At 51.3% G+C, this 21914-nt stretch carries 24 protein-coding genes; 9 read left to right on the forward strand and 15 right to left on the reverse strand.

The genetic code is table 11. The features are described 5' to 3' along the window. Positions 1-6: 6 nt before the first annotated feature. Together nemA and nemR are read right to left on the reverse strand one after the other, a co-directional pair. Positions 7-1104 carry an N-ethylmaleimide reductase gene (nemA, locus tag ACJHXB_RS05655; protein WP_000093589.1) on the reverse strand — a complete coding sequence of 366 codons (1098 nt, stop codon included), beginning with the start codon at positions 1102-1104 and terminating at the stop codon, positions 7-9. 36 nt (positions 1105-1140) lie between these two features. After that, positions 1141-1740, reverse strand: a complete 600-nt coding sequence (gene nemR, locus ACJHXB_RS05660) for a DNA-binding transcriptional regulator NemR (RefSeq protein WP_001032946.1) — start codon at positions 1738-1740, stop codon at positions 1141-1143. A gap of 102 nt (positions 1741-1842) precedes the next feature. Between nemR and ACJHXB_RS05665 the strand changes: the two genes are divergently transcribed. The 3 genes from ACJHXB_RS05665 to sodC all read left to right on the forward strand — a co-directional run bounded on the left by ACJHXB_RS05665 (position 1843) and on the right by sodC (position 3629). Then, positions 1843-2082, forward strand: a complete 240-nt coding sequence (locus ACJHXB_RS05665; protein WP_000840481.1) for a DUF1289 domain-containing protein — start codon at positions 1843-1845, stop codon at positions 2080-2082. Positions 2083-2130: 48 nt separating this feature from the next. Next, positions 2131-3027, forward strand: coding sequence for an aldo/keto reductase family oxidoreductase (locus ACJHXB_RS05670; RefSeq protein ID WP_000250656.1), 897 nt, complete (start codon positions 2131-2133; stop codon positions 3025-3027). Positions 3028-3107: 80 nt separating this feature from the next. Then, positions 3108-3629, forward strand: a complete 522-nt coding sequence (gene sodC, locus ACJHXB_RS05675) for a superoxide dismutase [Cu-Zn] SodC (protein ID WP_001296937.1) — start codon at positions 3108-3110, stop codon at positions 3627-3629. Here the strand turns inward: sodC and ACJHXB_RS05680 are convergent, their stop codons facing one another. From ACJHXB_RS05680 to ACJHXB_RS05690, 3 genes are read right to left on the reverse strand one after another with little or no spacing between them, the layout of a single operon-like run. After that, a complete protein-coding gene (locus tag ACJHXB_RS05680) occupies positions 3630-5642 on the reverse strand; it encodes an FUSC family protein (protein WP_000994303.1) in 2013 nt (670 codons plus the stop codon). Further along, entirely contained in the window at positions 5642-6499 is an 858-nt protein-coding gene (locus ACJHXB_RS05685) for an HlyD family secretion protein (protein ID WP_001300356.1), read from the reverse strand. The genes ACJHXB_RS05680 and ACJHXB_RS05685 overlap by 1 nt, the downstream gene beginning before the upstream one ends. A 2-nt stretch (positions 6500-6501) precedes the next feature. Beyond that, entirely contained in the window at positions 6502-6738 is a 237-nt protein-coding gene (locus tag ACJHXB_RS05690; protein WP_000670998.1) for a DUF1656 domain-containing protein, read from the reverse strand. Positions 6739-6938: 200 nt separating this feature from the next. On the opposite strand from ACJHXB_RS05690, the gene slyA reads away from it, so the two are divergent. Then, positions 6939-7373, forward strand: a complete 435-nt coding sequence (slyA, locus tag ACJHXB_RS05695) for a transcriptional regulator SlyA (protein WP_001559180.1) — start codon at positions 6939-6941, stop codon at positions 7371-7373. 46 nt (positions 7374-7419) lie between these two features. On the opposite strand, the gene slyB is transcribed toward slyA, so the two are convergent. Then, the gene (slyB, locus tag ACJHXB_RS05700) at positions 7420-7887 is read right to left on the reverse strand and encodes an outer membrane lipoprotein SlyB (protein WP_000597196.1); all 468 of its coding nucleotides are present in this window, start codon (positions 7885-7887) and stop codon (positions 7420-7422) included. A 273-nt stretch (positions 7888-8160) separates the two neighbouring features. Between slyB and anmK the strand changes: the two genes are divergently transcribed. The 5 genes from anmK to pdxY all read left to right on the forward strand — a co-directional run bounded on the left by anmK (position 8161) and on the right by pdxY (position 12737). Beyond that, positions 8161-9270 (forward strand): anhydro-N-acetylmuramic acid kinase, encoded by a 1110-nt coding sequence (anmK, locus tag ACJHXB_RS05705; RefSeq protein ID WP_000835077.1) that lies wholly within the window; start codon positions 8161-8163, stop codon positions 9268-9270. Between the two features lie 97 nt (positions 9271-9367). Beyond that, entirely contained in the window at positions 9368-9697 is a 330-nt protein-coding gene (gene mliC, locus ACJHXB_RS05710; protein WP_000061974.1) for a C-type lysozyme inhibitor, read from the forward strand. Between the two features lie 58 nt (positions 9698-9755). Next, entirely contained in the window at positions 9756-10412 is a 657-nt protein-coding gene (pdxH, locus tag ACJHXB_RS05715) for a pyridoxamine 5'-phosphate oxidase (protein ID WP_001282319.1), read from the forward strand. Positions 10413-10540: 128 nt separating this feature from the next. Continuing rightward, positions 10541-11815 (forward strand): tyrosine--tRNA ligase, encoded by a 1275-nt coding sequence (gene tyrS / locus ACJHXB_RS05720; RefSeq protein ID WP_001295400.1) that lies wholly within the window; start codon positions 10541-10543, stop codon positions 11813-11815. A gap of 61 nt (positions 11816-11876) precedes the next feature. Continuing rightward, entirely contained in the window at positions 11877-12737 is an 861-nt protein-coding gene (pdxY, locus tag ACJHXB_RS05725) for a pyridoxal kinase PdxY (RefSeq protein ID WP_001302086.1), read from the forward strand. A gap of 43 nt (positions 12738-12780) precedes the next feature. On the opposite strand, the gene gstA is transcribed toward pdxY, so the two are convergent. The 9 genes from gstA to rsxA all read right to left on the reverse strand — a co-directional run bounded on the left by gstA (position 12781) and on the right by rsxA (position 21900). Then, positions 12781-13386: a glutathione transferase GstA gene (gene gstA / locus ACJHXB_RS05730; RefSeq protein WP_000765749.1), complete on the reverse strand. Its 606-nt coding sequence runs from the start codon at positions 13384-13386 to the stop codon at positions 12781-12783. A gap of 105 nt (positions 13387-13491) precedes the next feature. Continuing rightward, complete coding sequence (dtpA, locus tag ACJHXB_RS05735) at positions 13492-14994, reverse strand: dipeptide/tripeptide permease DtpA (protein WP_000100942.1); 1503 nt, start codon at positions 14992-14994, stop codon at positions 13492-13494. A 610-nt stretch (positions 14995-15604) separates the two neighbouring features. Beyond that, a complete protein-coding gene (gene nth / locus ACJHXB_RS05740; protein WP_001030339.1) occupies positions 15605-16240 on the reverse strand; it encodes an endonuclease III in 636 nt (211 codons plus the stop codon). Continuing rightward, positions 16240-16935: an electron transport complex subunit RsxE gene (gene rsxE / locus ACJHXB_RS05745; protein ID WP_001289657.1), complete on the reverse strand. Its 696-nt coding sequence runs from the start codon at positions 16933-16935 to the stop codon at positions 16240-16242. Before rsxE ends, nth begins: the two co-directional genes overlap by 1 nt. Before the next feature lie 3 nt (positions 16936-16938). After that, entirely contained in the window at positions 16939-17559 is a 621-nt protein-coding gene (gene rsxG / locus ACJHXB_RS05750) for an electron transport complex subunit RsxG (protein ID WP_000920788.1), read from the reverse strand. 3 nt (positions 17560-17562) lie between these two features. After that, a complete protein-coding gene (rsxD, locus tag ACJHXB_RS05755; protein WP_000231952.1) occupies positions 17563-18621 on the reverse strand; it encodes an electron transport complex subunit RsxD in 1059 nt (352 codons plus the stop codon). Next, positions 18622-20748, reverse strand: a complete 2127-nt coding sequence (gene rsxC / locus ACJHXB_RS05760; protein ID WP_000915840.1) for an electron transport complex subunit RsxC — start codon at positions 20746-20748, stop codon at positions 18622-18624. Continuing rightward, positions 20741-21319: an electron transport complex subunit RsxB gene (gene rsxB / locus ACJHXB_RS05765; protein ID WP_000991809.1), complete on the reverse strand. Its 579-nt coding sequence runs from the start codon at positions 21317-21319 to the stop codon at positions 20741-20743. Before rsxB ends, rsxC begins: the two co-directional genes overlap by 8 nt. After that, positions 21319-21900 carry an electron transport complex subunit RsxA gene (gene rsxA / locus ACJHXB_RS05770; RefSeq protein WP_000133193.1) on the reverse strand — a complete coding sequence of 194 codons (582 nt, stop codon included), beginning with the start codon at positions 21898-21900 and terminating at the stop codon, positions 21319-21321. Before rsxA ends, rsxB begins: the two co-directional genes overlap by 1 nt. Between the last annotated feature and the right edge of the window lie 14 nt (positions 21901-21914).

Raw genomic sequence — 21914 nt, forward strand, 5'->3', positions numbered from 1 at the left:
GTTGGATTATAGCGTCGGGTAATCAGTGTAGCCTTCCGCGCCGCCTCCGTAAAAACTTTCGGCACGCTGTGGGTTAAGCTCAGCTTTGCGCTGCAAGCGGGCGACCAGATCCGGGTTCGCAATCCAGTCACGACCAAATGCCACCGCATCAATTAACCCTTTGCCGATCAGCGTTTCAGCTTTTTCTACTGTGTATGCACCTGCGCCGATAATCGGACCGTGGAAACGGGCGCGTACTTTTTCGCGGAACGCATCAGTATACGGTTCACCTCCCGCCCAATCCGGTTCTGACATATGCAGATAAGCAATGCCGCGTTTACCCAGTTGTTCAATCAGATACAGTGCATCGGCTTCTTCATTCGGGCCGTTATCTGTGTTCTGGAAAGTACCGATTGGCGAAACGCGAATGCCAATGCGATCGGCACCCCATTCTTCAATCCCTGCATCGACCACTTCCAGCACCAGACGTGCGCGATTTTCCACGCTGCCGCCGTACTGATCGGTACGATGGTTTGAAGAAGGAGAAAGGAACTGATGCAGCAAATAACCATGAGCAGAGTGAAGCTCTACCAGATCAAATCCAGCTTCACGCGCGTTAGCAATGGCCTGACGGAAATCATTGACGATACCCGGAATCTCTTCCAGTTCAAGCGCACGCGGCATGGATGTTTCAACACGGATCGCCTGACCATTTTCATCGCGCAGAGAAGTACGAGTTCCCGCGCTAAGTGCTGAAGGCGCTACCGGTGCCTGACCGCCAGGTTGCAGGCTGGCGTGAGAAATGCGTCCGGTGTGCCACAGCTGTACGGCCATATGACCATTTTCAGCATGAACGCCAGCGGTAATTTTTTTCCATGCGGCAATTTGTTCCGGACTATGGATGCCAGGTGCACCAGCATACCCTTTTGCCTGGGCAGAAATTTGCGTGGCTTCGCTAATAATCAAACCGGCACTGGCACGTTGGCGATAGTATTCCGCCATCAACGGGGTAGGGATGTCACCCGGTTCAATACTGCGCAGACGCGTCAGCGGTGCCATAAAAATACGGTTTGCCGCAGTTATTGCGCCCACTTTCAGTGGGGAATACAGTTTTTCAGATGACATAAAGGCTCCCGGTGGTCTGGTGATAAAAAATGCCTGCTAAACGGCAGGCGTCGCAATAATGGTTTTTACATGTGCCAGCGCGTTTTCCAGTGGCTCGGAATTGCGCGAAATTTTGGCCTGCAGATTCGCACCCAGCCATAGTGCGTAAAGCACTTGTGCCTGTTGCAGCGGTTCGCCACAAAAGGCTAAACAATGGCTATCACGGCCATTTTCCAGCGCCTGCGAGAGCAGGGCGATCACGCCGCGAGCACCTTTATCCATCGCGCTGCGCATATCTTCTGACAGATCGCACACTTCGGCAGAGAGTTTTACTGTCAGGCAACCGCTGATGGTTCCATGTTGGCAAAACTGGTTCAGTGTTTGCTGATAATAAGCCAGTATGCGGTCGCGGTAGTTACCTTCGCCGGATTGCAGCAACTCAGTCAGTCGTTGGTGATATGTGGCGTAATGGCGCTCAAGCATGGCAACGCCAAACGCTTCTTTAGAGCGAAAGTAGTGATAGAAGGACCCTTTCGGCACTTCAGCGGTTTTTAGTAATTCGCTTAGCCCCATCCCGGTGAATCCACGTTGCAGGCAAAGTTGCTCGCCCGTCGCCAGGAGATGTTCGCGAGTATCATGTTCGGTGTGTTTGTTCATGCGTTGGAGTGTAGTAGACCAGTCGGTCTAGTGCAAGCAAAGTTGCTACTTTGGGCATTAACAGCTTCAATAATGGTAATAATCTTATCTGAGGAGGGCGAAGTGGCGGAGCAATTAGAGTTCTTTCCCGTCCAGAGCCCGTGCCGGGGAATTTGCCAGTCTGACGAACGCGGGTTTTGTCGCGGCTGTTTTCGTAGTCGGGATGAGCGTTTTAACTGGAATAAAATGAGCGATGGCGAAAAACAAGAGGTGCTGCGCCTTTGTCGGCAGCGATTAATGCGCAAATTACGCGCAAATAAGCCAGCGTCATCAGACGAACCGGAGCAACCATCACTCTTTTGAGCCTAATCTTGCGTATACTCCTCTCATATCTGATAAGAGGAAGCGATTATGGTTCAGCGTATTACTATTGCGCCGCAAGGCCCGGAGTTTTCCCGTTTTGTGATGGGCTACTGGCGATTGATGGACTGGAATATGTCCGCCCGCCAGCTGGTCAGTTTTATTGAAGAGCATCTGGATCTCGGCGTGACCACCGTGGACCATGCTGATATTTATGGTGGCTATCAGTGCGAAGCGGCGTTTGGCGAGGCGCTGAAACTGGCTCCTCACCTGCGTGAACGGATGGAAATCGTCAGTAAATGCGGTATCGCGACGACCGCGCGTGAAGAAAACGTCATTGGGCATTACATTACTGACCGCGATCACATCATTAAGAGCGCCGAACAGTCGCTAATTAATCTCGCGACCGATCATCTGGATCTGCTGTTAATCCACCGACCAGACCCGTTAATGGATGCCGATGAAGTGGCGGACGCGTTTAAACATCTGCATCAGAGCGGCAAAGTGCGCCATTTTGGCGTATCCAACTTTACGCCTGCGCAATTTGCGCTTTTGCAATCACGCCTGCCGTTTACCCTTGCCACTAATCAGGTGGAAATATCCCCGGTACATCAGCCGTTACTGCTGGATGGTACGCTCGACCAACTGCAACAACTGCGTGTTCGTCCGATGGCGTGGTCCTGCCTTGGTGGTGGTCGTCTGTTTAATGATGATTATTTCCAGCCGCTGCGTGATGAACTGGCTGTGGTGGCGGAGGAGTTAAACGCGGGCTCGATTGAACAGGTGGTTTACGCCTGGGTATTACGTTTACCGTCGCAGCCGCTGCCAATTATCGGCTCAGGTAAAATTGAGCGCGTACGGGCAGCTGTCGAAGCTGAAACACTGAAAATGACCCGTCAACAATGGTTCCGTATCCGTAAAGCGGCATTGGGTTACGACGTACCGTAAGCACTTTTAGGAATAGCCGTCGTTCAAAAATGTGTCACTGGTTTACACTTATTCAGGAATGCACAATGAACGGAGGTCCTATGAAACGTTTTAGTCTGGCCATTCTGGCGCTGGTTGTTGCGACCGGCGCACAAGCTGCCAGTGAAAAAGTCGAGATGAACCTCGTCACGTCGCAAGGGGTTGGGCAGTCAATTGGTAGCGTCACCATTACTGAAACCGATAAAGGTCTGGAGTTTTCGCCCGACCTGAAAGCATTACCCCCCGGTGAACATGGCTTCCATATTCATGCCAAAGGAAGCTGCCAGCCAGCCACCAAAGATGGCAAAGCCAGCGCCGCGGAATCCGCAGGCGGGCATCTTGATCCACAAAATACCGGTAAACATGAAGGCCCAGAAGGTGCCGGGCATTTAGGCGATCTGCCTGCACTGGTCGTCAATAATGACGGCAAAGCCACCGATGCCGTCATCGCGCCTCGTCTGAAATCACTGGATGAAATCAAAGACAAGGCGTTGATGGTCCACGTTGGCGGCGATAATATGTCCGATCAACCTAAACCGCTGGGCGGTGGCGGTGAACGCTATGCCTGTGGTGTAATTAAGTAATTAAGAGGCCAGCGTACCTTGCGGTGGTGCTTGCTCAAGTTGCGAAAGCGAGCAGTACAGCCGCCAGACAATTGCCGCCAGCTCACGGGCGGCAGGTTGATGATGGCGGGCAAGGCTGTCGCAAATCCGCTGTAATTCTTCAAGTGTGGCCGCCAGTGATTTTTGCTGAACGCCACGCTCACTCATCACTCCGCGCAACAGTGAAATACAGTTATCCCGTACTCGTGATAACGGATCGGAACGCGATTCCCAGTCGCGTAATTGCCAGACAACATGAGAACAGTTCAGCAGCACTACACCCCAGCGTAATAACCAACGGCGAGCCAGCGCATCCTGGCTGTTACTCAACTGACTGACGTGATGATAAGTGAGCGATTCAAATTCGCTTTCACTCAGTGTTGGATGGCGGCTTAGTTGATCGACAAAATCCCGGCGCAGCGCGCGAATATGACGACGGCTTTTACGAGCATCCGACCCTGGACGCAAAATGGCGAACGCTAACCACGCCAACGCGACGCCAACGATTTTTGCCAAATTATCGTTAAGAAAATCAGCAAAATCATACACCGGGGGATTAGTGACAGCGATAAACGAACCCATAAAAACAATCAGTTGCCCCCACAGTGCGGCAAATTTGGGCATCTGCAATTTAAGAAGCTGCATCGTCGCCAGCAGTGGAAAGAGAAACAGTAAAAATTGCCACAGATCGCTAATCTGGACCATCAGGCCAAATTTGACCACAAAGCTGAATAGCGAAAGTAACACCAGCGTGCGCATCAGCAGTGACAACGACTTAAACGGTGCTGCGACGGCGGAGTAGAGTACGCAGCTAATTGCTGCCAGCGTTAATGCATTGGAACCGGCATCCCATTGCGAAGCAATACTCCATACGCCAATCATCATCAACGTACAAAATGTACGCAGTCCGCTCCACATAGCTTCGGCGTTATCAGTATGACGAGCCAGGCCGGATGTCCATGGGAGTCTGGCATGATCATCTACACCGCTTTGCAGACGATGTAATTCCTGACTACTTTGCAGATATAGGCGGCAAAAATAACGTAGTCGCTGCCAGAAGGCGACGTGCCGGTAGTCGGCGACGTTGGTCGGGCGTAGCGGGGAGATAATACGTGCGACGGTGTAAACATCTGTTTGCGAACTGGCGAGCGCCGTCAGCAACTGTTCGAGAATTTCTCGTGTGGCACCTGGCGGTGAGGGCCAGTTGAGCAACATACGTCGCAGGCTGGAGATGACACTGGTCATACGTAATTGCTGGTGGAGCAGCGCATTAAGGCGTGCGTTTTGCTGGCGAAAACGATAGTGGCTCCAGAAAGCCTGGATACGGAGCAAATTCATGGTCAGTATCTGTCCAATCACCCCCTCATGTGCTGCACGAATGGCATCGGTTGTTTCAGGCTGCCAGAGTAAACTGGCATGTTCCAGTAATCGGGCGTGCATGTTTTTCAATGCGGTTAAAAGGGCAGTAGCATCGGAACTGCTCGGCAGGATCATCATCATCATGCCGCCGCACAAAATACCGACTATCACCTCGCAAACGCGTGCCTGAGCGATATCCCATAGCTGGCTGGCCTCAGTAATATTAACCATCGGAAAGGCGATGATGGCAGCCGTGTAGCCCGCCAGTTGAAATGCATACGCGACGTTATTCGTGAAGTGCGCGCAGGCCCAGGTACAAAAGCCAAGCCACGCCGACATGCTCAAAAGAAAAAACCACGGTTCGTTGAGCGTATGTCCGGCAAGAATCAGTGCTGCAATGGCTCCCAGCAAACTGCCAGCGATGCGTCCGAGGCTTTTGCTGATGACACCGCCAACGGTGGGAAAGCTAACCACTGCAGCCGAGGTCATCGCCCAATAGGGCTCATCCAGATTTAAATAATAGGCAACCGTCAGCGCCAGACACATGGCAATGGTATTGCGTAACGCATAACGCCATTGCGCCAGCGTGGCCCTGAACCAGGGCAAATTGCGCAAGGACCATGACGATGCGTTCATTATTGACCTACGGCAATGCTACAGGTGGTGCCCGATACCAGCGTGACATCGCCTGGGACTTTATCCAGCGCAAAGCGGACGGGAACGCGTTGGGCGAGGCGAACCCAGGGGACGTTAGGTTTCACATCCGGAATAAGGCTTGAGTCACTTTCAACGCTCTGATCATAAATCGCCCGACCGATACTGGAAACGTGACCCTGTAACGTTTTGTTATCACTATAGAGGGTAATTTGTGCTGGTGCACCTTCGCGGATATGGCGCAACTTGGTTTCTTCAAAATAACCAATGACGTAAAACGAGTGGCTGTCGACAAGGGCAAACAGCGGTTTCCCGGTGTCAGCGTAATCGCCGATGCGGGTAGTGAGGTTAGTCACCCATCCACTCACCGGGGCGCGAATTTCCGTTTGCGCCAGTTGCCATTGTGCCTGTTTCAGCGTCGCCTGTGCGGCATCAACACTGGCCTGCATCGCTTTAACATTGAGGTTAGCGGTATCGAGTTCTTCGGCAGAAATAAAATTTTGTGAGAGATGACGACGACGATTCGCTTCGTTATTGGCTTTTGCGAGGTCAGATTGCGCTTTCGCCAGCTGAGCCTGTGCGTTCAGCTCGGCGATCTGAAAGGGCGTTTTATCGATCGTGAGCAGAAGATCCCCCGCGTTAACCAGTTGGTTGTCTTTTATATTCAGCTCAACAATACGTCCCGACACCTGAGGGGTGATAGAAACCTGTTCTGCGCGTATTTTCCCGTCGCGTGTCCACGGAGATTGCATGTAATAATTCCACAGCCACCATCCGGCAAGAACCGCAACTACCGCTACAATGATTGTTGAGAAATACTTAATTGTTTTAATTGACATAGTTACCACGCAATCAGTATTGCCAGGGCAAGGCAAACGCAAATCGCAAACAGCGATAAATCCATTAACAAGGGATGCCAGATGTCACCGGCGTAGATCCAGCCACGAAGCAGGCGGTGTACGACAAGCCAGATGACGAATCCAAACGCGAAGGCTTTGAAAAACGGAGGAAAGTAGACGGACGCACCGAACACCAGATCTTGTAAGGGCAATCCTGTTGCATTGAGCATAAACTTCACAAAGTAGATTCCTTTACGACCGAATATATTGCGTTAGATTAATAAATATTCTTTAAGTGCGAAAAATTTACGCGCAATTTCTGAAAAATATGTCTGACGGTAACCAAATGCAGCAATACATTTGTTTTAGCAATACAATTGCTGCACACTATTCTAAAAGCCGCATTATATCTTAGCAAGCTAATTATAAGGAGATGAAATTGGAATCGCCACTAGGTTCTGATCTGGCACGGTTGGTGCGCATATGGCGTGCTCTGATAGACCATCGCCTGAAACCGCTGGAGTTAACACAAACCCATTGGGTTACGTTACACAATATCCATCAGTTACCTCCAGACCAGTCGCAAATTCAACTGGCAAAAGCGATTGGCATCGAGCAGCCATCACTGGTCCGTACTCTGGACCAACTGGAAGAAAAAGGGTTAATTTCGCGTCAAACTTGTGCCAGCGATCGTCGGGCTAAACGTATTAAACTGACGGAAAAGGCAGAGCCGCTGATCAGCGAAATGGAAGCTGTTATTAACAAAACCCGCGCGGAAATTTTATATGGCATCTCCGCAGAGGAACTGGAACAACTGATTAAGCTCATCGCAAAACTTGAGCATAATATCATTGAGTTACAGGCCAAAGGGTGAAATGAAGGGGACGTGTGGTCAGTAACCTGACCACACGCAAACTTATTTAGCGCGGGGAAACGGTCACCTGACTGCCATTGCTGGCCAGTACGACACGTTGGCCCGGAGAGAAACGAGTGTTGCCTTGTTTCTGTACCACCATGATGGTATTACCATCGTCTTTACGAATTTCCAGCTCGACACCCTGCGTTTTGTTCATTGCACTCTGTACGCCCTGACCGGCTACGCCACCTGCAACAGCGCCTGCTGCAGTAGCCAGAGAACGCCCGGTTCCGCCACCAACAGTATTCCCCAGGAAACCACCAAGAACAGCACCGCCAATTGCGCCGATAACGTTGGAATCATCACCGCCCTGAATCTGTACCGGACGTACGTTAACGATGGTGCCATAGCTGACATTCTGTACTTGTTTCGCTTCAGAAGCGGTATAAACATCCCCTGACAGGGTGTCGTTATTAACACAACCGACAAGAGACAGACCTACCATTGAAACAACCAATACGCGTTTAATCATTGAAAAATCTCCTGTTCACCATGAAACGCCACGCAAGCATCCCTCATGGTCAAAGTATATGGCATATGTGAATCCATGGTTACATGTTCTACCAAATATGAGCAAATCATAATGAAAGTAGGATCAACCAATTATAAACAAAACATTCATGATGATTATTGATTTGAAGATAATGTTTTACTACCAACGGTAAAAATCGGTCATTCCGCATGGTATTCACGAAAAGTTTATGTTTGAGTGGTGCGCAAACGTCAGATTGAAAAAGGATGAACTATGAAATCGGGCCGCTTTATTGGCGTTATGTCAGGCACCAGCCTTGATGGTGTTGATGTTGTGTTGGCGACAATTGATGAACACCGGGTCGCACAGCTGGCAAGTTTGAGCTGGCCGATCCCGGTGTCTCTGAAACAGGCTGTACTGGATATTTGCCAGGGCCAGCAGCTTACACTTTCTCAGTTTGGACAGCTTGATACTCAACTCGGGCGACTTTTTGCTGATGCGGTCAATGCCTTGCTTAAGGAACAAAACCTGCAGGCGAGAGATATCGTTGCGATCGGCTGTCACGGTCAAACCGTCTGGCATGAACCGACGGGCGTGGCACCACACACTTTACAGATTGGCGATAACAATCAAATTGTGGCACGCACCGGAATTACGGTTGTCGGTGATTTTCGTCGTCGCGATATTGCCTTGGGAGGACAAGGCGCACCGCTGGTACCTGCGTTCCATCATGCGCTGCTGGCTCACCCAACCGAGCGACGAATGGTGCTCAATATTGGCGGCATCGCCAATCTGTCACTGCTCATTCCTGGGCAGCCGGTAGGGGGCTACGATACCGGCCCAGGTAACATGCTGATGGATGCCTGGATCTGGCGTCAGGCAGGTAAACCTTACGATAAAGATGCCGAGTGGGCACGGGCGGGTAAAGTCATTCTCCCACTGCTGCAAAATATGCTTAGCGACCCGTATTTCTCGCAACCTGCACCGAAAAGCACCGGACGCGAATACTTTAACTACGGTTGGCTGGAGCGCCATTTGCGCCATTTTCCGGGTGTTGATCCCCGAGATGTACAGGCGACACTGGCAGAACTCACCGCCGTGACCATTTCTGAACAAGTTTTGTTGAGCGGTGGCTGCGAACGATTGATGGTATGTGGTGGAGGAAGTCGTAATCCGCTACTCATGGCGCGTCTGGCGGCATTACTGCCAGGCACAGAAGTCACCACCACCGATGCCGTTGGCATTAGTGGCGATGACATGGAAGCATTGGCTTTCGCCTGGCTTGCCTGGCGTACGCTGGCGGGATTACCAGGAAATCTGCCTTCCGTCACTGGCGCAAGCCAGGAGACGGTACTGGGGGCTATTTTCCCTGCTAACCCGTGATATCAGAGTTAACTGAATTTTTCTTACCGCGTCTGCCGTTACACTTGGAACGTTAGGGAGGGCGTATTGCCCTCCAGACCAGGAAAGTCTTCGGGAAATGTCTATGAAAAAACTGTTACTGATCTGTTTGCCGGTGCTTCTCACCGGCTGTAGCGCGTTCAATCAACTGGTTGAGCGCATGCAAACCGATACGCTGGAATACCAGTGTGATGAAAAACCGTTGACGGTCAAACTGAATAATCCGCGCCAGGAAGTCAGTTTTGTTTACGATAATCAACTACTGCATCTCAAACAGGGCATTTCTGCGTCTGGTGCACGTTACACCGACGGGATCTATGTTTTCTGGTCGAAAGGCGAGGAAGCGACTGTCTATAAACGCGACCGCATCGTCTTGAATAACTGTCAGTTACAAAATCCACAGCGTTGAGATTTTTCCAGGGGCGGCGCACAATAGCGTCACCCACTGACAATCCGTAAAGAAAACCATGTCTGATAACGACGAATTGCAGCAAATCGCGCATCTGCGCCGTGAATACACCAAAGGCGGATTACGCCGCCGCGATCTTCCCGCCGATCCATTAACCCTTTTTGAACGCTGGCTCTCTCAGGCGTGTGAAGCCAAACTGGCGGACCCTACCGCGATGGTGGTCGCTACCGTGGATGAACATGGTCAGCCTTATCAGCGCATCGTTTTGCTCAAACATTACGACGAAAAAGGCATGGTGTTTTACACCAACCTCGGCAGCCGTAAAGCACATCAAATCGAAAATAATCCGCGCGTTAGCCTGCTGTTCCCGTGGCATACCCTTGAGCGCCAGGTGATGGTGATCGGTAAAGCTGAACGACTTTCGACTCTCGAAGTGATGAAATATTTTCATAGTCGCCCCCGTGATAGCCAGATTGGTGCATGGGTTTCGAAGCAGTCCAGTCGCATTTCTGCCCGCGGTATCCTTGAAAGTAAATTCCTGGAGCTGAAGCAGAAGTTTCAACAGGGCGAAGTGCCATTGCCGAGTTTTTGGGGCGGTTTTCGCGTCAGCCTTGAACAGATTGAGTTCTGGCAGGGCGGTGAGCATCGCCTGCATGACCGCTTTTTGTACCAGCGTGAAAATGATGCGTGGAAGATTGATCGTCTTGCCCCCTGAAAAGATGCAAAAATCTTGCTTTAATCGCTGGTACTCCTGATTCTGGCACTTTATTCTATGTCTCTTTCGCATCTGGCGAAAAGTCGTGTACCGGCAAAGGTGCAGTCGTTATATACATGGAGATTTTGATGGCAAGCAGTAACTTGATTAAACAATTGCAAGAGCGGGGGCTGGTAGCCCAGGTGACGGACGAGGAAGCGTTAGCAGAGCGACTGGCGCAAGGCCCGATCGCGCTCTATTGCGGCTTCGATCCTACCGCTGACAGCTTGCATTTGGGGCATCTTGTTCCATTGTTATGCCTGAAACGCTTCCAGCAGGCGGGCCACAAGCCGGTTGCGCTGGTAGGCGGCGCGACGGGTCTGATTGGCGACCCGAGCTTCAAAGCTGCTGAGCGTAAGCTGAACACCGAAGAAACTGTTCAGGAGTGGGTGGACAAAATCCGCAAGCAGGTTGCCCCGTTCCTCGATTTCGACTGTGGAGAAAACTCTGCTATCGCGGCGAACAACTATGACTGGTTCGGCAATATGAATGTGCTGACCTTCCTGCGCGATATTGGCAAACACTTCTCCGTTAACCAGATGATCAACAAAGAAGCGGTTAAGCAGCGTCTCAACCGTGAAGATCAGGGGATTTCGTTCACTGAGTTTTCCTACAACCTGTTGCAGGGTTATGACTTCGCCTGTCTGAACAAACAGTACGGTGTGGTGCTGCAAATTGGTGGTTCTGACCAGTGGGGTAACATCACTTCTGGTATCGACCTGACCCGTCGTCTGCATCAGAATCAGGTGTTTGGCCTGACCGTTCCGCTGATCACCAAAGCAGACGGCACCAAATTTGGTAAAACTGAAGGCGGCGCAGTCTGGTTGGATCCGAAGAAAACCAGCCCGTACAAATTCTACCAGTTCTGGATCAACACTGCGGATGCCGACGTTTACCGCTTCCTGAAGTTCTTCACCTTTATGAGCATTGAAGAGATCAACGCCCTGGAAGAAGAAGATAAAAACAGCGGTAAAGCACCGCGCGCCCAGTATGTACTGGCGGAGCAGGTGACTCGTCTGGTTCACGGTGAAGAAGGTTTACAGGCGGCAAAACGTATTACCGAATGCCTGTTCAGCGGTTCCTTGAGTGCGCTGAGTGAAGCGGACTTCGAACAGCTGGCGCAGGACGGCGTACCGATGGTTGAGATGGAAAAGGGCGCAGACCTGATGCAGGCGCTGGTCGATTCTGAACTGCAACCTTCTCGTGGTCAGGCGCGTAAAACTATCGCTTCCAATGCCATCACCATTAACGGTGAAAAACAGTCCGATCCTGAATACTTCTTTAAAGAAGAAGATCGTCTGTTTGGTCGTTTTACCTTACTGCGTCGCGGCAAAAAGAATTACTGTCTGATTTGCTGGAAATAATGCATTAAGTGGAAAGGGGGAGTGAGAAATCACTCCCCCTGGTTTTTATACAGGGAACATGATGAAAAATATTCTCGCTATCCAGTCTCACGTTGTTTATGGTCATGCGGGTAACAGTGCGGCAGAGTTTCCGATGCGCCGCCTGGGCGCGAACGTCTGGCCGCTGAACACCGTTCAATTTTCTAATCACACTCAATACGGCAAATGGACTGGCTGCGTGATGCCGCCCAGCCATTTAACCGAAATTGTGCAAGGCATTGCCGCCATTGATAAATTACACACCTGTGATGCCGTATTAAGTGGCTATCTGGGTTCGGCGGAGCAGGGGGAACATATCCTCGGTATCGTTCGTCAGGTGAAAGCAGCGAATCCGCAGGCGAAATATTTTTGCGATCCGGTAATGGGTCATCCGGAAAAAGGCTGTATCGTTGCACCGGGTGTCGCAGAGTTTCATGTGCGGCACGGTTTGCCTGCCAGCGATATCATTGCGCCGAATCTGGTTGAGCTGGAAATACTCTGTGAGCATCCGGTAAATAACGTCGAAGAAGCGGTTCTGGCAGCGCGTGAACTCATTGCGCAAGGGCCACAAATTGTGTTGGTTAAACACCTGGCGCGAGCTGGCTACAGCCGTGACCGTTTTGAAATGCTGCTGGTTACCGCCGATGAAGCCTGGCATATCAGCCGTCCGCTGGTGGATTTTGGTATGCGCCAGCCGGTAGGTGTTGGTGATGTGACGAGCGGTTTACTGCTGGTGAAACTGCTTCAGGGGGCAACGCTGCAGGAGGCCCTGGAACATGTGACCGCTGCAGTATACGAAATCATGGTGACCACCAAAGCAATGCAGGAATATGAGCTGCAAGTGGTTGCTGCTCAGGATCGTATTGCCAAACCAGAACATTATTTCAGCGCAACAAAGCTCTGAAATATCTCATTTCGGCCCACAACGACCTGTGGGCCGATGGCTATTACTTTAAGCCTTCCGCTGACAGCGCGTCTTGTACTTCCGGACGTTCAGCCATACGTTGCATAAATGCCGCAATGTGCTCTAACCCTTCCAGATTCAGTTTCACCGCGTATGCCCAGCGCAGAACCGTAAACAGATAGGCATCAGCAATTGTGAATCGTTGCCCGCAGATCCAGTGCTCATCCTTCAGTGCCTCGTTCACATATTGCAGCTTCTTCTCCAGCTGCGCGCGAACTGTCGGTTTGTACTCTTCCGGTGTATCAGGGCGAAACAGAGGTGTGAAACCTTTATGCAGCTCGGTGGCGATATAATTCAGCCATTCGATGGTTTTATAGCGGGAAATACTGTTTACCGGTGCCAGCAACTGGCGGTCGGGGACGCTGTCGGCAAGATACTGCATAATCGCTACGCCTTCCGTCAGCAAAGTACCATCGTCCAGCAGCAATGCAGGTACCTGTCCCTTAGGGTTAACGGCAAAGTAATCGTCACCGTTTTCGAGACGTTTTTTCATTAAATCCACACTGACGAGCGTAAAATCCTTTCCGCTCTCACGCAGGGTGATATGGGAAGCGAGAGAGCAGGCGCCCGGTTTGTAGAACAATTTCATCGGTAACTCCTTTTGTCTGTGGTTTAAAGTATGGTAGTGCGTTGCTGAACAAAAAAAAAGCCGCTAACGAAAAGTTAGCGGCTTGTAAAAGAGTTTCCCTGAATTTTACGCTACAGCAGCTTTCGCCGCTTTGTCTGCAGCGTCATCCTGCGTCATGCGGTGCAGTTTCGGCGCGGTCAGCAGCATCAGTACTGCAATAACGGCAGTAGCGACACCAATCTGCAAGAATACGCGACCATAGACTTCCAGTGACATCAGTGGATCGGTAACGTTATCCGGCACAGCCATCATACCCGCAACATAACCACCAATCAGGTTTGCACCGGCAGTGGTCAGGAACCAGCTACCCATAATGAAGCCCATCAGACGCTGCGGAACGAGTTGAGCAACCATTGCCAGACCCAGACCAGAGATCATAAGTTCCCCGATACTCTGCAGGCCATAGCTTGCGACCAGCCAGCTTACAGACACGATACCTGCGTCAGACGCGAATTTTGCACCCAGCGGCAGAATCAGGAACGCACCAGAACACATCACCATACCGATTGCAAACTTAGTTGGCATCGGCAGGGTATCGCCCATCTTGTTATAGATAGCGGCCAGAATCGGGCTACCAATGATGATCCAGAACGGGTTCAGTGCCTGATACTGCTCAGGTTCTACGGCCAGGCCCAGAATGGTGTGTTCAACGTTACGAATCGCAAAGAAGTTCAGTGACGTTGGCATCTGGCTGTACAGCACGAAGAAGATAATGGCTTCGAGCATCAGGATGAAGGCAACGATCATTTTACGACGCGCAGCACCTTTCATCGCGAAGGCTTCTTTACCGAAGATAACCACGATACCAAAGGCAACAACGCCCAGCGCCATACGCGCAACTTCCTGATTGTGCAGCAGCCAGGTGGCGATAGCGATCAGTGCCACAACACCAATAATGGTCAGCAGCAGGTTACGGTAGTTGATAGGCTCGAAGTCTGGTTTTGAACCGTACTGCTTAACCCAGCGTTGGCAGAAGGCGAAGTTAACGATAGTGATCAGCAGGCCTACAACGCTCAACGCAAACGCAACACTCCAGCCGTATTTCGCGGCCAGCCACGGGGTGGCGATCATAGAGAAGAAAGAGCCGATGTTGACGGACATGTAGTACATGGTGAATGCACCGTCCAGACGCGGGTCGTTTTTCTCATAGCATGTAGAAAGCAGAGAAGACGGGTTAGCTTTAAACAGGCCGTTACCGACCGCAATAGCCGCCATACCCATATAAACGATACCGGCGTCGTGACCAGACCAGGCAACCAGAGCATAACCAATCGCCAGCACAATAGCGCCAAGCATAATTACGCGTTTAGTACCCAGTACCTTGTCACCTAACCAGCCGCCGATAGCGACCAGACCATAAACCAGGGCACTAAAGGAAGAGAAAAGGGTGATTGAATCCGCTTCAGACATACCCAGTTGTTTAACCAGGTAAACAGCCATAATTCCTTGTAGGCCGTAATAACCAAAACGTTCCCATAACTCAATCGAGAAGATGAGATAGAACGCCTTCGGTTGTTTGAAAGCGTTCAAACTGACGCTTTCAGTTGGTTTTTGGTTTGCAGTGGACACTTTTACCTCTTTTTTTACATCCCATATTAACGGGGGTGCTTTCTCGCGTTATGCCTAAAAAACATACGCGCAATTGTTATAGTGGGAGGGGAAACGGCAGGTAATGTTCACTATCTTGCACTTTCAGACAAGTCCTTTGTAATAATCTGTTACATATAACTGAGGCGGGGAATTCAACCATTCCGGGAAATGTTATCCAGCGTTAAATTTTTCAAAAAACGTAACGGCAGATTTTTTCACTACCCTGAGAGGGGGATGATGGCTTAACGGCGATATGTTCTGCTATTTAGCGTTTTTCCTAGTGAGATAGTCCAGTTTCTGAAAAATAGCCAGTGTAATGTTTTGTAGGTCAATATTTGTTGCGTGTGTAAATTTAAATGATTTTAACCTAGTTCTTGCAATGTTTTTACATTGCCACAGCATCGTGATCTTGATCACGAATGAATAGAAAATTTCGCTATTAAAAAAACAATTAACCTGCATTTTTGGTTATCCGCAAACGGATTACCTGATGATAACGCTAAGCAATGGCATCATTGACGTTAAAAAGATGTTTTAAAAGAGGATAAAGAAAGGTTATGAATGGGGTAATCGGTGTTACCCCTTTTCTTCAGATGTCAACTTTCTCTTTGTATTCACAAAGATCTTCAATAATACAAGAGCCACAGCGAGGCTTGCGGGCAATACAGGTATAACGCCCGTGCAGGATCAACCAATGGTGGCAGTCGACTTTAAACTCTGCCGGAACCACTTTCAGTAGCTTTTCTTCTACCTGTTCGACGTTTTTCCCCGGCGCAAATTGAGTACGATTACAAACGCGGAAAATGTGCGTGTCGACAGCAATAGTCGGCCAGCCGAATGCAGTGTTTAATACGACGTTGGCTGTTTTACGACCTACACCAGGCAGGGCTTCAAGCGCAGCACGATCTTCCGGAACCTCGCCATTATGCTGTTCCAGTAAGATACGGCAGGTTTTGATGATATTTTCTGCTTTGCTGTTATAAAGACCAATGGTTTTGATATAGGTTTTCACCCCTTCGACGCCCAGTTCAAGCATCGCTGCAGGTGTATTAGCCACCGGGTAGAGTTTCGCCGTCGCCTTATTAACACTGACATCGGTCGCCTGAGCGGAAAGCAGTACGGCAATCAGCAATTCAAAAGGCGAACTGAAATTAAGCTCGGTGGTGGGATGAGGATTGTTCTCACGCAGGCGAGTGAGGATCTCCAGGCGTTTTGCTTTGTTCATCAGACATTCCCTGTTTCACCGTTTGGCAATGCACGTTCGGCAGCTGCTTCAGTACGGCGCTTTTTCATTCTTTCATCAATCAGGTATTTTCCTGCCAGCATCAGTCCCAGGCCAATAAATGCACCTGGTGGCAGCATCGCCAGCAGGAAAGGGGAGTCGGTGTGGAAAATTTCCACGCGTAATACTTTTGCCCAGCTACCTAACAGCGCATCTGCACCGTCAAACAACGTGCCATTGCCGATTATTTCGCGTAGTGAACCCAGCACGAACATGGCGCAGGTTGCGCCCATACCAATTGAAAAGCCGTCCAGTGCCGAAAGCGCCGGACCTTTTTTGGCGGCGAAGGCTTCAGCGCGGCCCACAACGATACAGTTAGTGACAATCAGCGGAATAAAAATCCCTAATGATTGATACAGGCCAAAGGCGTAGGCGTTGATCAGCATCTGTACAGCGCTGACCACCGAGGCGATGATCATCACGTAAATGGGAATGCGGATCTCGGCTGGCGTCCAGTGACGCAGCGTCGAAATGGTCAGGTTGGTCAGCGTCAGTACCAGCGTAGTCGCAAGTCCTAAACCCAGGGCGTTGGTGGCAGTGGACGTGACCGCCAGCAGCGGACAAAGGCCGAGCAACTGGACCAGCGCAGAGTTGTTTTTCCACAACCCCTGAACAATAACGTCTTTAATTTCGCTCACGCTTTATTCTCCACAGGCAGGAAGTTGAGAAAGTTGTGCCGGTAACGTCTGAGCGTACAATCCGGCGCGTTTTACCGCATTTACCACCGCGCGCGGAGTAATCGTCGCGCCGGTGAACTGGTCGAAATTACCACCATCTTTCTTCACCGCCCAGTGCGCATCATCCGCACCACTGATTTTTTTACCCGCAAAATGGGTGATCCAGTCAGAAAGGCGCAGTTCGATTTTATCGCCAAGCCCTGGCGTTTCGTGGTGCTCTGTCACGCGCGTGCCTAGTACCGTGCCGTTAAAATCGGCTCCCACCAGCAGCTGAATCGCACCAGAATAGCCATCTGGCGCGGTTGCTTCCAGAACGGCGGCTACCGGTTTGTCATCCTGTTTGGCGATGTAAACCCGATGCTCACCTTTACCTAACTCTGGCGCAGTTACCAGATAGCAACTCTGTGCCAGCGCATTGTTATAGCGTTCGGCTGGCAGCACCTGATCAAATAACGCCTTTTGTTGCAGACTGGCCTGTTCAGCAATTGTCGTTTTGGTCATCTGGTTGATGGCCGCAGTTAACCCTGTAGAACCCGCTGCAAATAGTGCCAGTGTAATGCCGTGTTTTCGGATAGTTTTCAGCATGGTTTACCCTTTGCGATGTCCGTAGACGCGCGGACGCGTGTAGTAATCGATCAGAGGAACCGTGATGTTCGCCAGCAGGACGGCAAAAGCCACGCCGTCAGGATAGCCGCCGAAACTGCGGATCAACCAGACTAATAAGCCCGCCAGCGCGCCGAACATCAGACGACCACGATTGGTCGTAGAAGCAGTAACCGGGTCAGTCAAAATAAAGAATGCGCAGAGCATAGTCGCACCAGACAGCAGATGAATTTGCGGTGATGCCAGTGTTTCTGGTGAGAACAACCAGCCCAACGTTGCGCATAACGCCAGCGTTACTAAGAAGCTGAGGGGAATATGCCAGCGAATCGCTTTCTGCCATAGCAACCACACGCCGCCAGCCAGCCAGGCGAGATTTACCCATTGCCAACCAGCGCCCGCCAGAATACCGCTGTAGATCGGATATTGCATAATCTGTTCAACCGAATGACCTGCGCGGACAGAGGTTTTAAATGTATCCAGCGGTGTCGCCTGACTAATGCCATCAATACCTAAGCGTAGCGTGTTCATATCACCACCACTGGTGGTATGACCGCTGAAAATAACCTGTATGGCGTCGATAAAACCAGGGATGTTGACCGCAATGTCATGCGGCGGTAACCAGCTGGTCATCTGCACCGGGAAGGAGATCAGTAAGACCACATAACCAATCATTGCCGGATTAAACGGGTTTTGCCCCAGACCGCCATACAACTGTTTAGCGATGATCACCGCAAACACCGTACCCAGTACGACCATCCACCATGGCGCGAGGGGGGGAATACTTACCGCCAGCAATAAGCCTGTCAGCAATGCTGAGTTATCTCTCAACGTTGCGGCTACCGACTGCTTGCGTAGTTTGAGTACGAGAGCTTCGGCTAACAGAGCACTGACCGACGCCAACAGGATCTGAACGAGAGTACCCCAACCAAAAAACCACAGTTGCGCTGCGATTCCTGGCACGGCTGCGAGCAACACCAACAGCATAATGCGCGATGTTTGGCGCTGGTTATGGGTATAAGGGGAGCTAGCTATTCTGAATACCATTTAGTCCTCGTTTACAACCTTTTGCTGGGCGGCTTTTTTGGCCTGAACGCGGGCAATAGCCGCGGCAACTGCCGCTTTGCGCGGATCGACAGGTTCTTCTGCCTCCGCATTAGCCTGTTGCTGTTCCAGCTTGCGTGCTTTGGCTCGGGCAATCGCGGCTTCGACGGCGGCTTTGCGCGGGTCAACCTGTTCTTCTGGTTCCGCATTAGCCTGTTGCTGTTCCAGCTTGCGTGCTTTGGCGCGGGCAATCGCGGCTTCGACGGCGGCTTTGCGCGGATCGACTTGTTCTTCTGGTTCCGCATTAGCCTGTTGCTGTTCCAGCTTGCGTGCTTTGGCTCGGGCAATAGCGGCTTCGACGGCGGCTTTGCGCGGGTCAACCTGTTCTTCTGGCTCCGCATTAGCCTGTTGCTGCTCCAGCTTGCGCGCTTTGGCGCGGGCGATAGCGGCTTCGACTGCGGTTTTACGTGGATCAGCAACGGTTGCTGCGTCGTTAGTTTGCTGCAGTTCTGCCTGTTTCGCTCTGGCTTGCGCTTTACGGGCTTCCCGTGCTGCAATAATTGCGCTGTTATCCGGGCGTTCGCCCGCTTTAATCACAATAGGCTGTGTAGCCTGGGCCTGTTTCTCTTTCACCCGCGCCAGAGCGGCAGCAATCGCATCTTTATCTTTGGCTGCAGGTTGAACGGCTGCGCTCTTATGTCGTTCAAGGCGAGCCGCTTTTTCACGCTCCAGACGAGCCTGGCGCGCTTCGAAACGCGCTTTGGCTTCTGCGGCGCGCTTTTCTTCCTGACGAATAGCCGCAATTTCAGCTTTTTCCTGACGGAAATATTGCACCAGGGGAATATTGCTCGGGCAAACCCACGCGCAAGCCCCACATTCAATGCAATCGGCAATATTATGCGTGGTGGCTTTATCGTGTTGTTGGCCTTTGCTGAACCAGTACAACTGTTGCGGCAAAAGATCCGCAGGGCAGGCGTCAGCACAGGCACTACAACGGATGCAATTTTGTTCTTCCTGTGGTTCGCCAAGCTCATTGGCAGAGGGAGCCAACAGACAGTTGGTAATCTTTACGACCGGGACATCCAGCCATGGCAAGGTAAAGCCCATTAGCGGGCCGCCCATAATCACCATTTGATCGGCAGAGGGGCAGAATCCGGCATCATTCAATAAATGACGCACTGGCGTCCCCAGCCGTGCCCAGACGTTGCCCGGGCGTGCGATTGCTTCGCCAGTCAGGGTCACGACACGCTCGGTAATCGGTTCGCCATCAATAACGGCACGTTTCACTGCATAAGCAGTGCCGACGTTTTGCATTAATACGCCGATATCGGATGAACGCCCGCCATGTGGAACCTGCTTCCCGGTCAGAATGTAGGTTAATTGTTTAGCACCGCCAGAAGGATATTTGGTTGGAATCACCCGCAGAGAAATATCGTGAGAGTCCGCCAGCACCGCGCGCAGCATGGAAATCGCCTGCGGTTTGTTATCTTCAATGCCAATAAGAATTTCACGTGGCTGCAGAATATGCGCAAGAATGCGAATACCCTCTACAACCTGAGCCGCGCAATCCTGCATCAAACGGTCATCGGCGGTAATGTACGGCTCGCACTCAGCAGCGTTGATAATCAACGTTTCAATCTTATCTCCGCCGCCCTGCAATTTAACGCCTGTCGGGAATCCCGCACCACCCAGCCCGGCAACACCAAACTGATGAATGCGCTCGATTAACTCTTCGCGACTGCGAGAGCGATAATCGTCCCAGCCGTTGCGCGGGATCCAGCAGTCTTCGCCATCGGCATCAATAATCACGCTTAATTCAGCTAAAGCTGAAGGATGAGCCGTAGAGTGGGGCGCAATAGCCGTAACGGTACCCGAGGTGGGCGCGTGAACTGGCAGCATTTTGCCGCGACCACGGGTAAGCGGCTGGCCGCGCAGTACTTTATCGCCGACGCTAACGCACAACTCACCTTCAGAGCCAATATGTTGTTTCAGTGGTATGACAAAACGCTGCGCCAGTGGTACCTGGCGCAGGGGCGTACCGTTGGACTGGGTTTTCATCTCCGGTGGATGGATGCCGCCGTTGAAATCCCAGATTTTATTTTTTCTGAATGCAGAGAATAACTTAAGCATGGTGTTCCACGGGAATGATACGCACGGGAATGGTGTTCAGATCCCATTTCCAGGAGTCAGGTGTTTCTGCGACCGGTTGCAACGAGATGCAGTGCGTCGGGCACGGGTCAACACATAAATTGCAGCCCGTACAGAGATCACTCATTACCGTATGCATGGCGCGGGTAGCGCCAACGATGGCGTCTACCGGACACGCCTGAATACATTTAGTGCAGCCAATACAGTTATTTTCATCAATAACCGCCACCATCCGCGCAGGCGTTAGCTCTTGCGCTTCGCCATCCAGCGGCTGTGGCTCGACATTAAGCAACTCAGCAATTTTTAGCATCACAGCTTCGCCCCCTGGGGCGCAGCGGTTAATTTTTTCACCGTTACAGCTGATGGCTTCCGCGTAGGGGCGACAGCCGGGATAACCGCACTGACCACACTGGCTCTGCGGTAAGATTTCGTCAATTTTCTCAACGACCGGATCGTCTTCCACCGCAAAACGGCGGGAGGCATAACCCAGAATGGCGCCAAACGCCAGGCCCAGCAGGCTCACGGCGGCAACGGCAATCCAGATAGCATTCATTACAACTTCACCAAACCACTAAAGCCCATAAAGGCCAGAGACATAAGACCTGCGGTAATTAACGCAATGGCATTACCGCGAAAAGGTGCCGGGACATCAGCCACAGCAAGGCGTTCGCGGATGGCGGCGAAGAGCACCATCACCAGCGAGAAACCGACAGCGGCGGAAAAACCGTACAGCGCCGACTGCAAGAAATTGTGCCCGAGATTGATATTCAGCAATGCCACGCCGAGCACTGCACAGTTGGTGGTGATAAGCGGCAAAAAAATCCCCAGCAGACGGTAAAGCACCGGGCTGGTTTTGCGCACTACCATCTCGGTGAACTGCACAACCACAGCAATCACCAGAATAAACGCCAGGGTGCGCAGGTAAATCAGATTAAGCGGGATCAAAATCCACGTATCGATAAGCCAGGCGCAAATAGACGCCAGCGTCATCACAAACGTTGTAGCCAGCCCCATGCCCATCGCGGTTTCCAGCTTTTTGGAAACCCCCATAAACGGACAGAGACCGAGAAACTTGACCAGTACAAAGTTATTGACCAGTACAGTTCCGACAAACAGTAACAGGTAGTCAGTCATTTTTCGGCCTGAAA

This window comes from Escherichia sp. WS3227_2 (genome assembly GCF_046486495.1).
GTDB classification, from domain to species: domain Bacteria; phylum Pseudomonadota; class Gammaproteobacteria; order Enterobacterales; family Enterobacteriaceae; genus Escherichia; species Escherichia coli.

Excerpts from the sequence above, each read along its gene's own strand:
- anmK (WP_000835077.1), top strand. The coding sequence starts at position 8,161 with ATGAAATCGGGCCGCTTTATTGGCGTTATGTCAGGCACCAGCCTTGAT.
- pdxH (WP_001282319.1), top strand. The coding sequence starts at position 9,756 with ATGTCTGATAACGACGAATTGCAGCAAATCGCGCATCTGCGCCGTGAA.
- mliC (WP_000061974.1), top strand. The coding sequence starts at position 9,368 with ATGTCTATGAAAAAACTGTTACTGATCTGTTTGCCGGTGCTTCTCACC.
- slyB (WP_000597196.1), bottom strand. The coding sequence starts at position 7,887 with ATGATTAAACGCGTATTGGTTGTTTCAATGGTAGGTCTGTCTCTTGTC.
- rsxG (WP_000920788.1), bottom strand. The coding sequence starts at position 17,559 with ATGCTGAAAACTATCCGAAAACACGGCATTACACTGGCACTATTTGCA.
- nemA (WP_000093589.1), bottom strand. The coding sequence starts at position 1,104 with ATGTCATCTGAAAAACTGTATTCCCCACTGAAAGTGGGCGCAATAACT.
- tyrS (WP_001295400.1), top strand. The coding sequence starts at position 10,541 with ATGGCAAGCAGTAACTTGATTAAACAATTGCAAGAGCGGGGGCTGGTA.
- ACJHXB_RS05670 (WP_000250656.1), top strand. The coding sequence starts at position 2,131 with ATGGTTCAGCGTATTACTATTGCGCCGCAAGGCCCGGAGTTTTCCCGT.
- rsxC (WP_000915840.1), bottom strand. The coding sequence starts at position 20,748 with ATGCTTAAGTTATTCTCTGCATTCAGAAAAAATAAAATCTGGGATTTC.
- rsxB (WP_000991809.1), bottom strand. The coding sequence starts at position 21,319 with ATGAATGCTATCTGGATTGCCGTTGCCGCCGTGAGCCTGCTGGGCCTG.
- nth (WP_001030339.1), bottom strand. The coding sequence starts at position 16,240 with ATGAACAAAGCAAAACGCCTGGAGATCCTCACTCGCCTGCGTGAGAAC.
- ACJHXB_RS05685 (WP_001300356.1), bottom strand. The coding sequence starts at position 6,499 with ATGTCAATTAAAACAATTAAGTATTTCTCAACAATCATTGTAGCGGTA.
- nemR (WP_001032946.1), bottom strand. The coding sequence starts at position 1,740 with ATGAACAAACACACCGAACATGATACTCGCGAACATCTCCTGGCGACG.
- rsxA (WP_000133193.1), bottom strand. The coding sequence starts at position 21,900 with ATGACTGACTACCTGTTACTGTTTGTCGGAACTGTACTGGTCAATAAC.
- gstA (WP_000765749.1), bottom strand. The coding sequence starts at position 13,386 with ATGAAATTGTTCTACAAACCGGGCGCCTGCTCTCTCGCTTCCCATATC.
- sodC (WP_001296937.1), top strand. The coding sequence starts at position 3,108 with ATGAAACGTTTTAGTCTGGCCATTCTGGCGCTGGTTGTTGCGACCGGC.
- pdxY (WP_001302086.1), top strand. The coding sequence starts at position 11,877 with ATGAAAAATATTCTCGCTATCCAGTCTCACGTTGTTTATGGTCATGCG.
- ACJHXB_RS05680 (WP_000994303.1), bottom strand. The coding sequence starts at position 5,642 with ATGAACGCATCGTCATGGTCCTTGCGCAATTTGCCCTGGTTCAGGGCC.
- rsxD (WP_000231952.1), bottom strand. The coding sequence starts at position 18,621 with ATGGTATTCAGAATAGCTAGCTCCCCTTATACCCATAACCAGCGCCAA.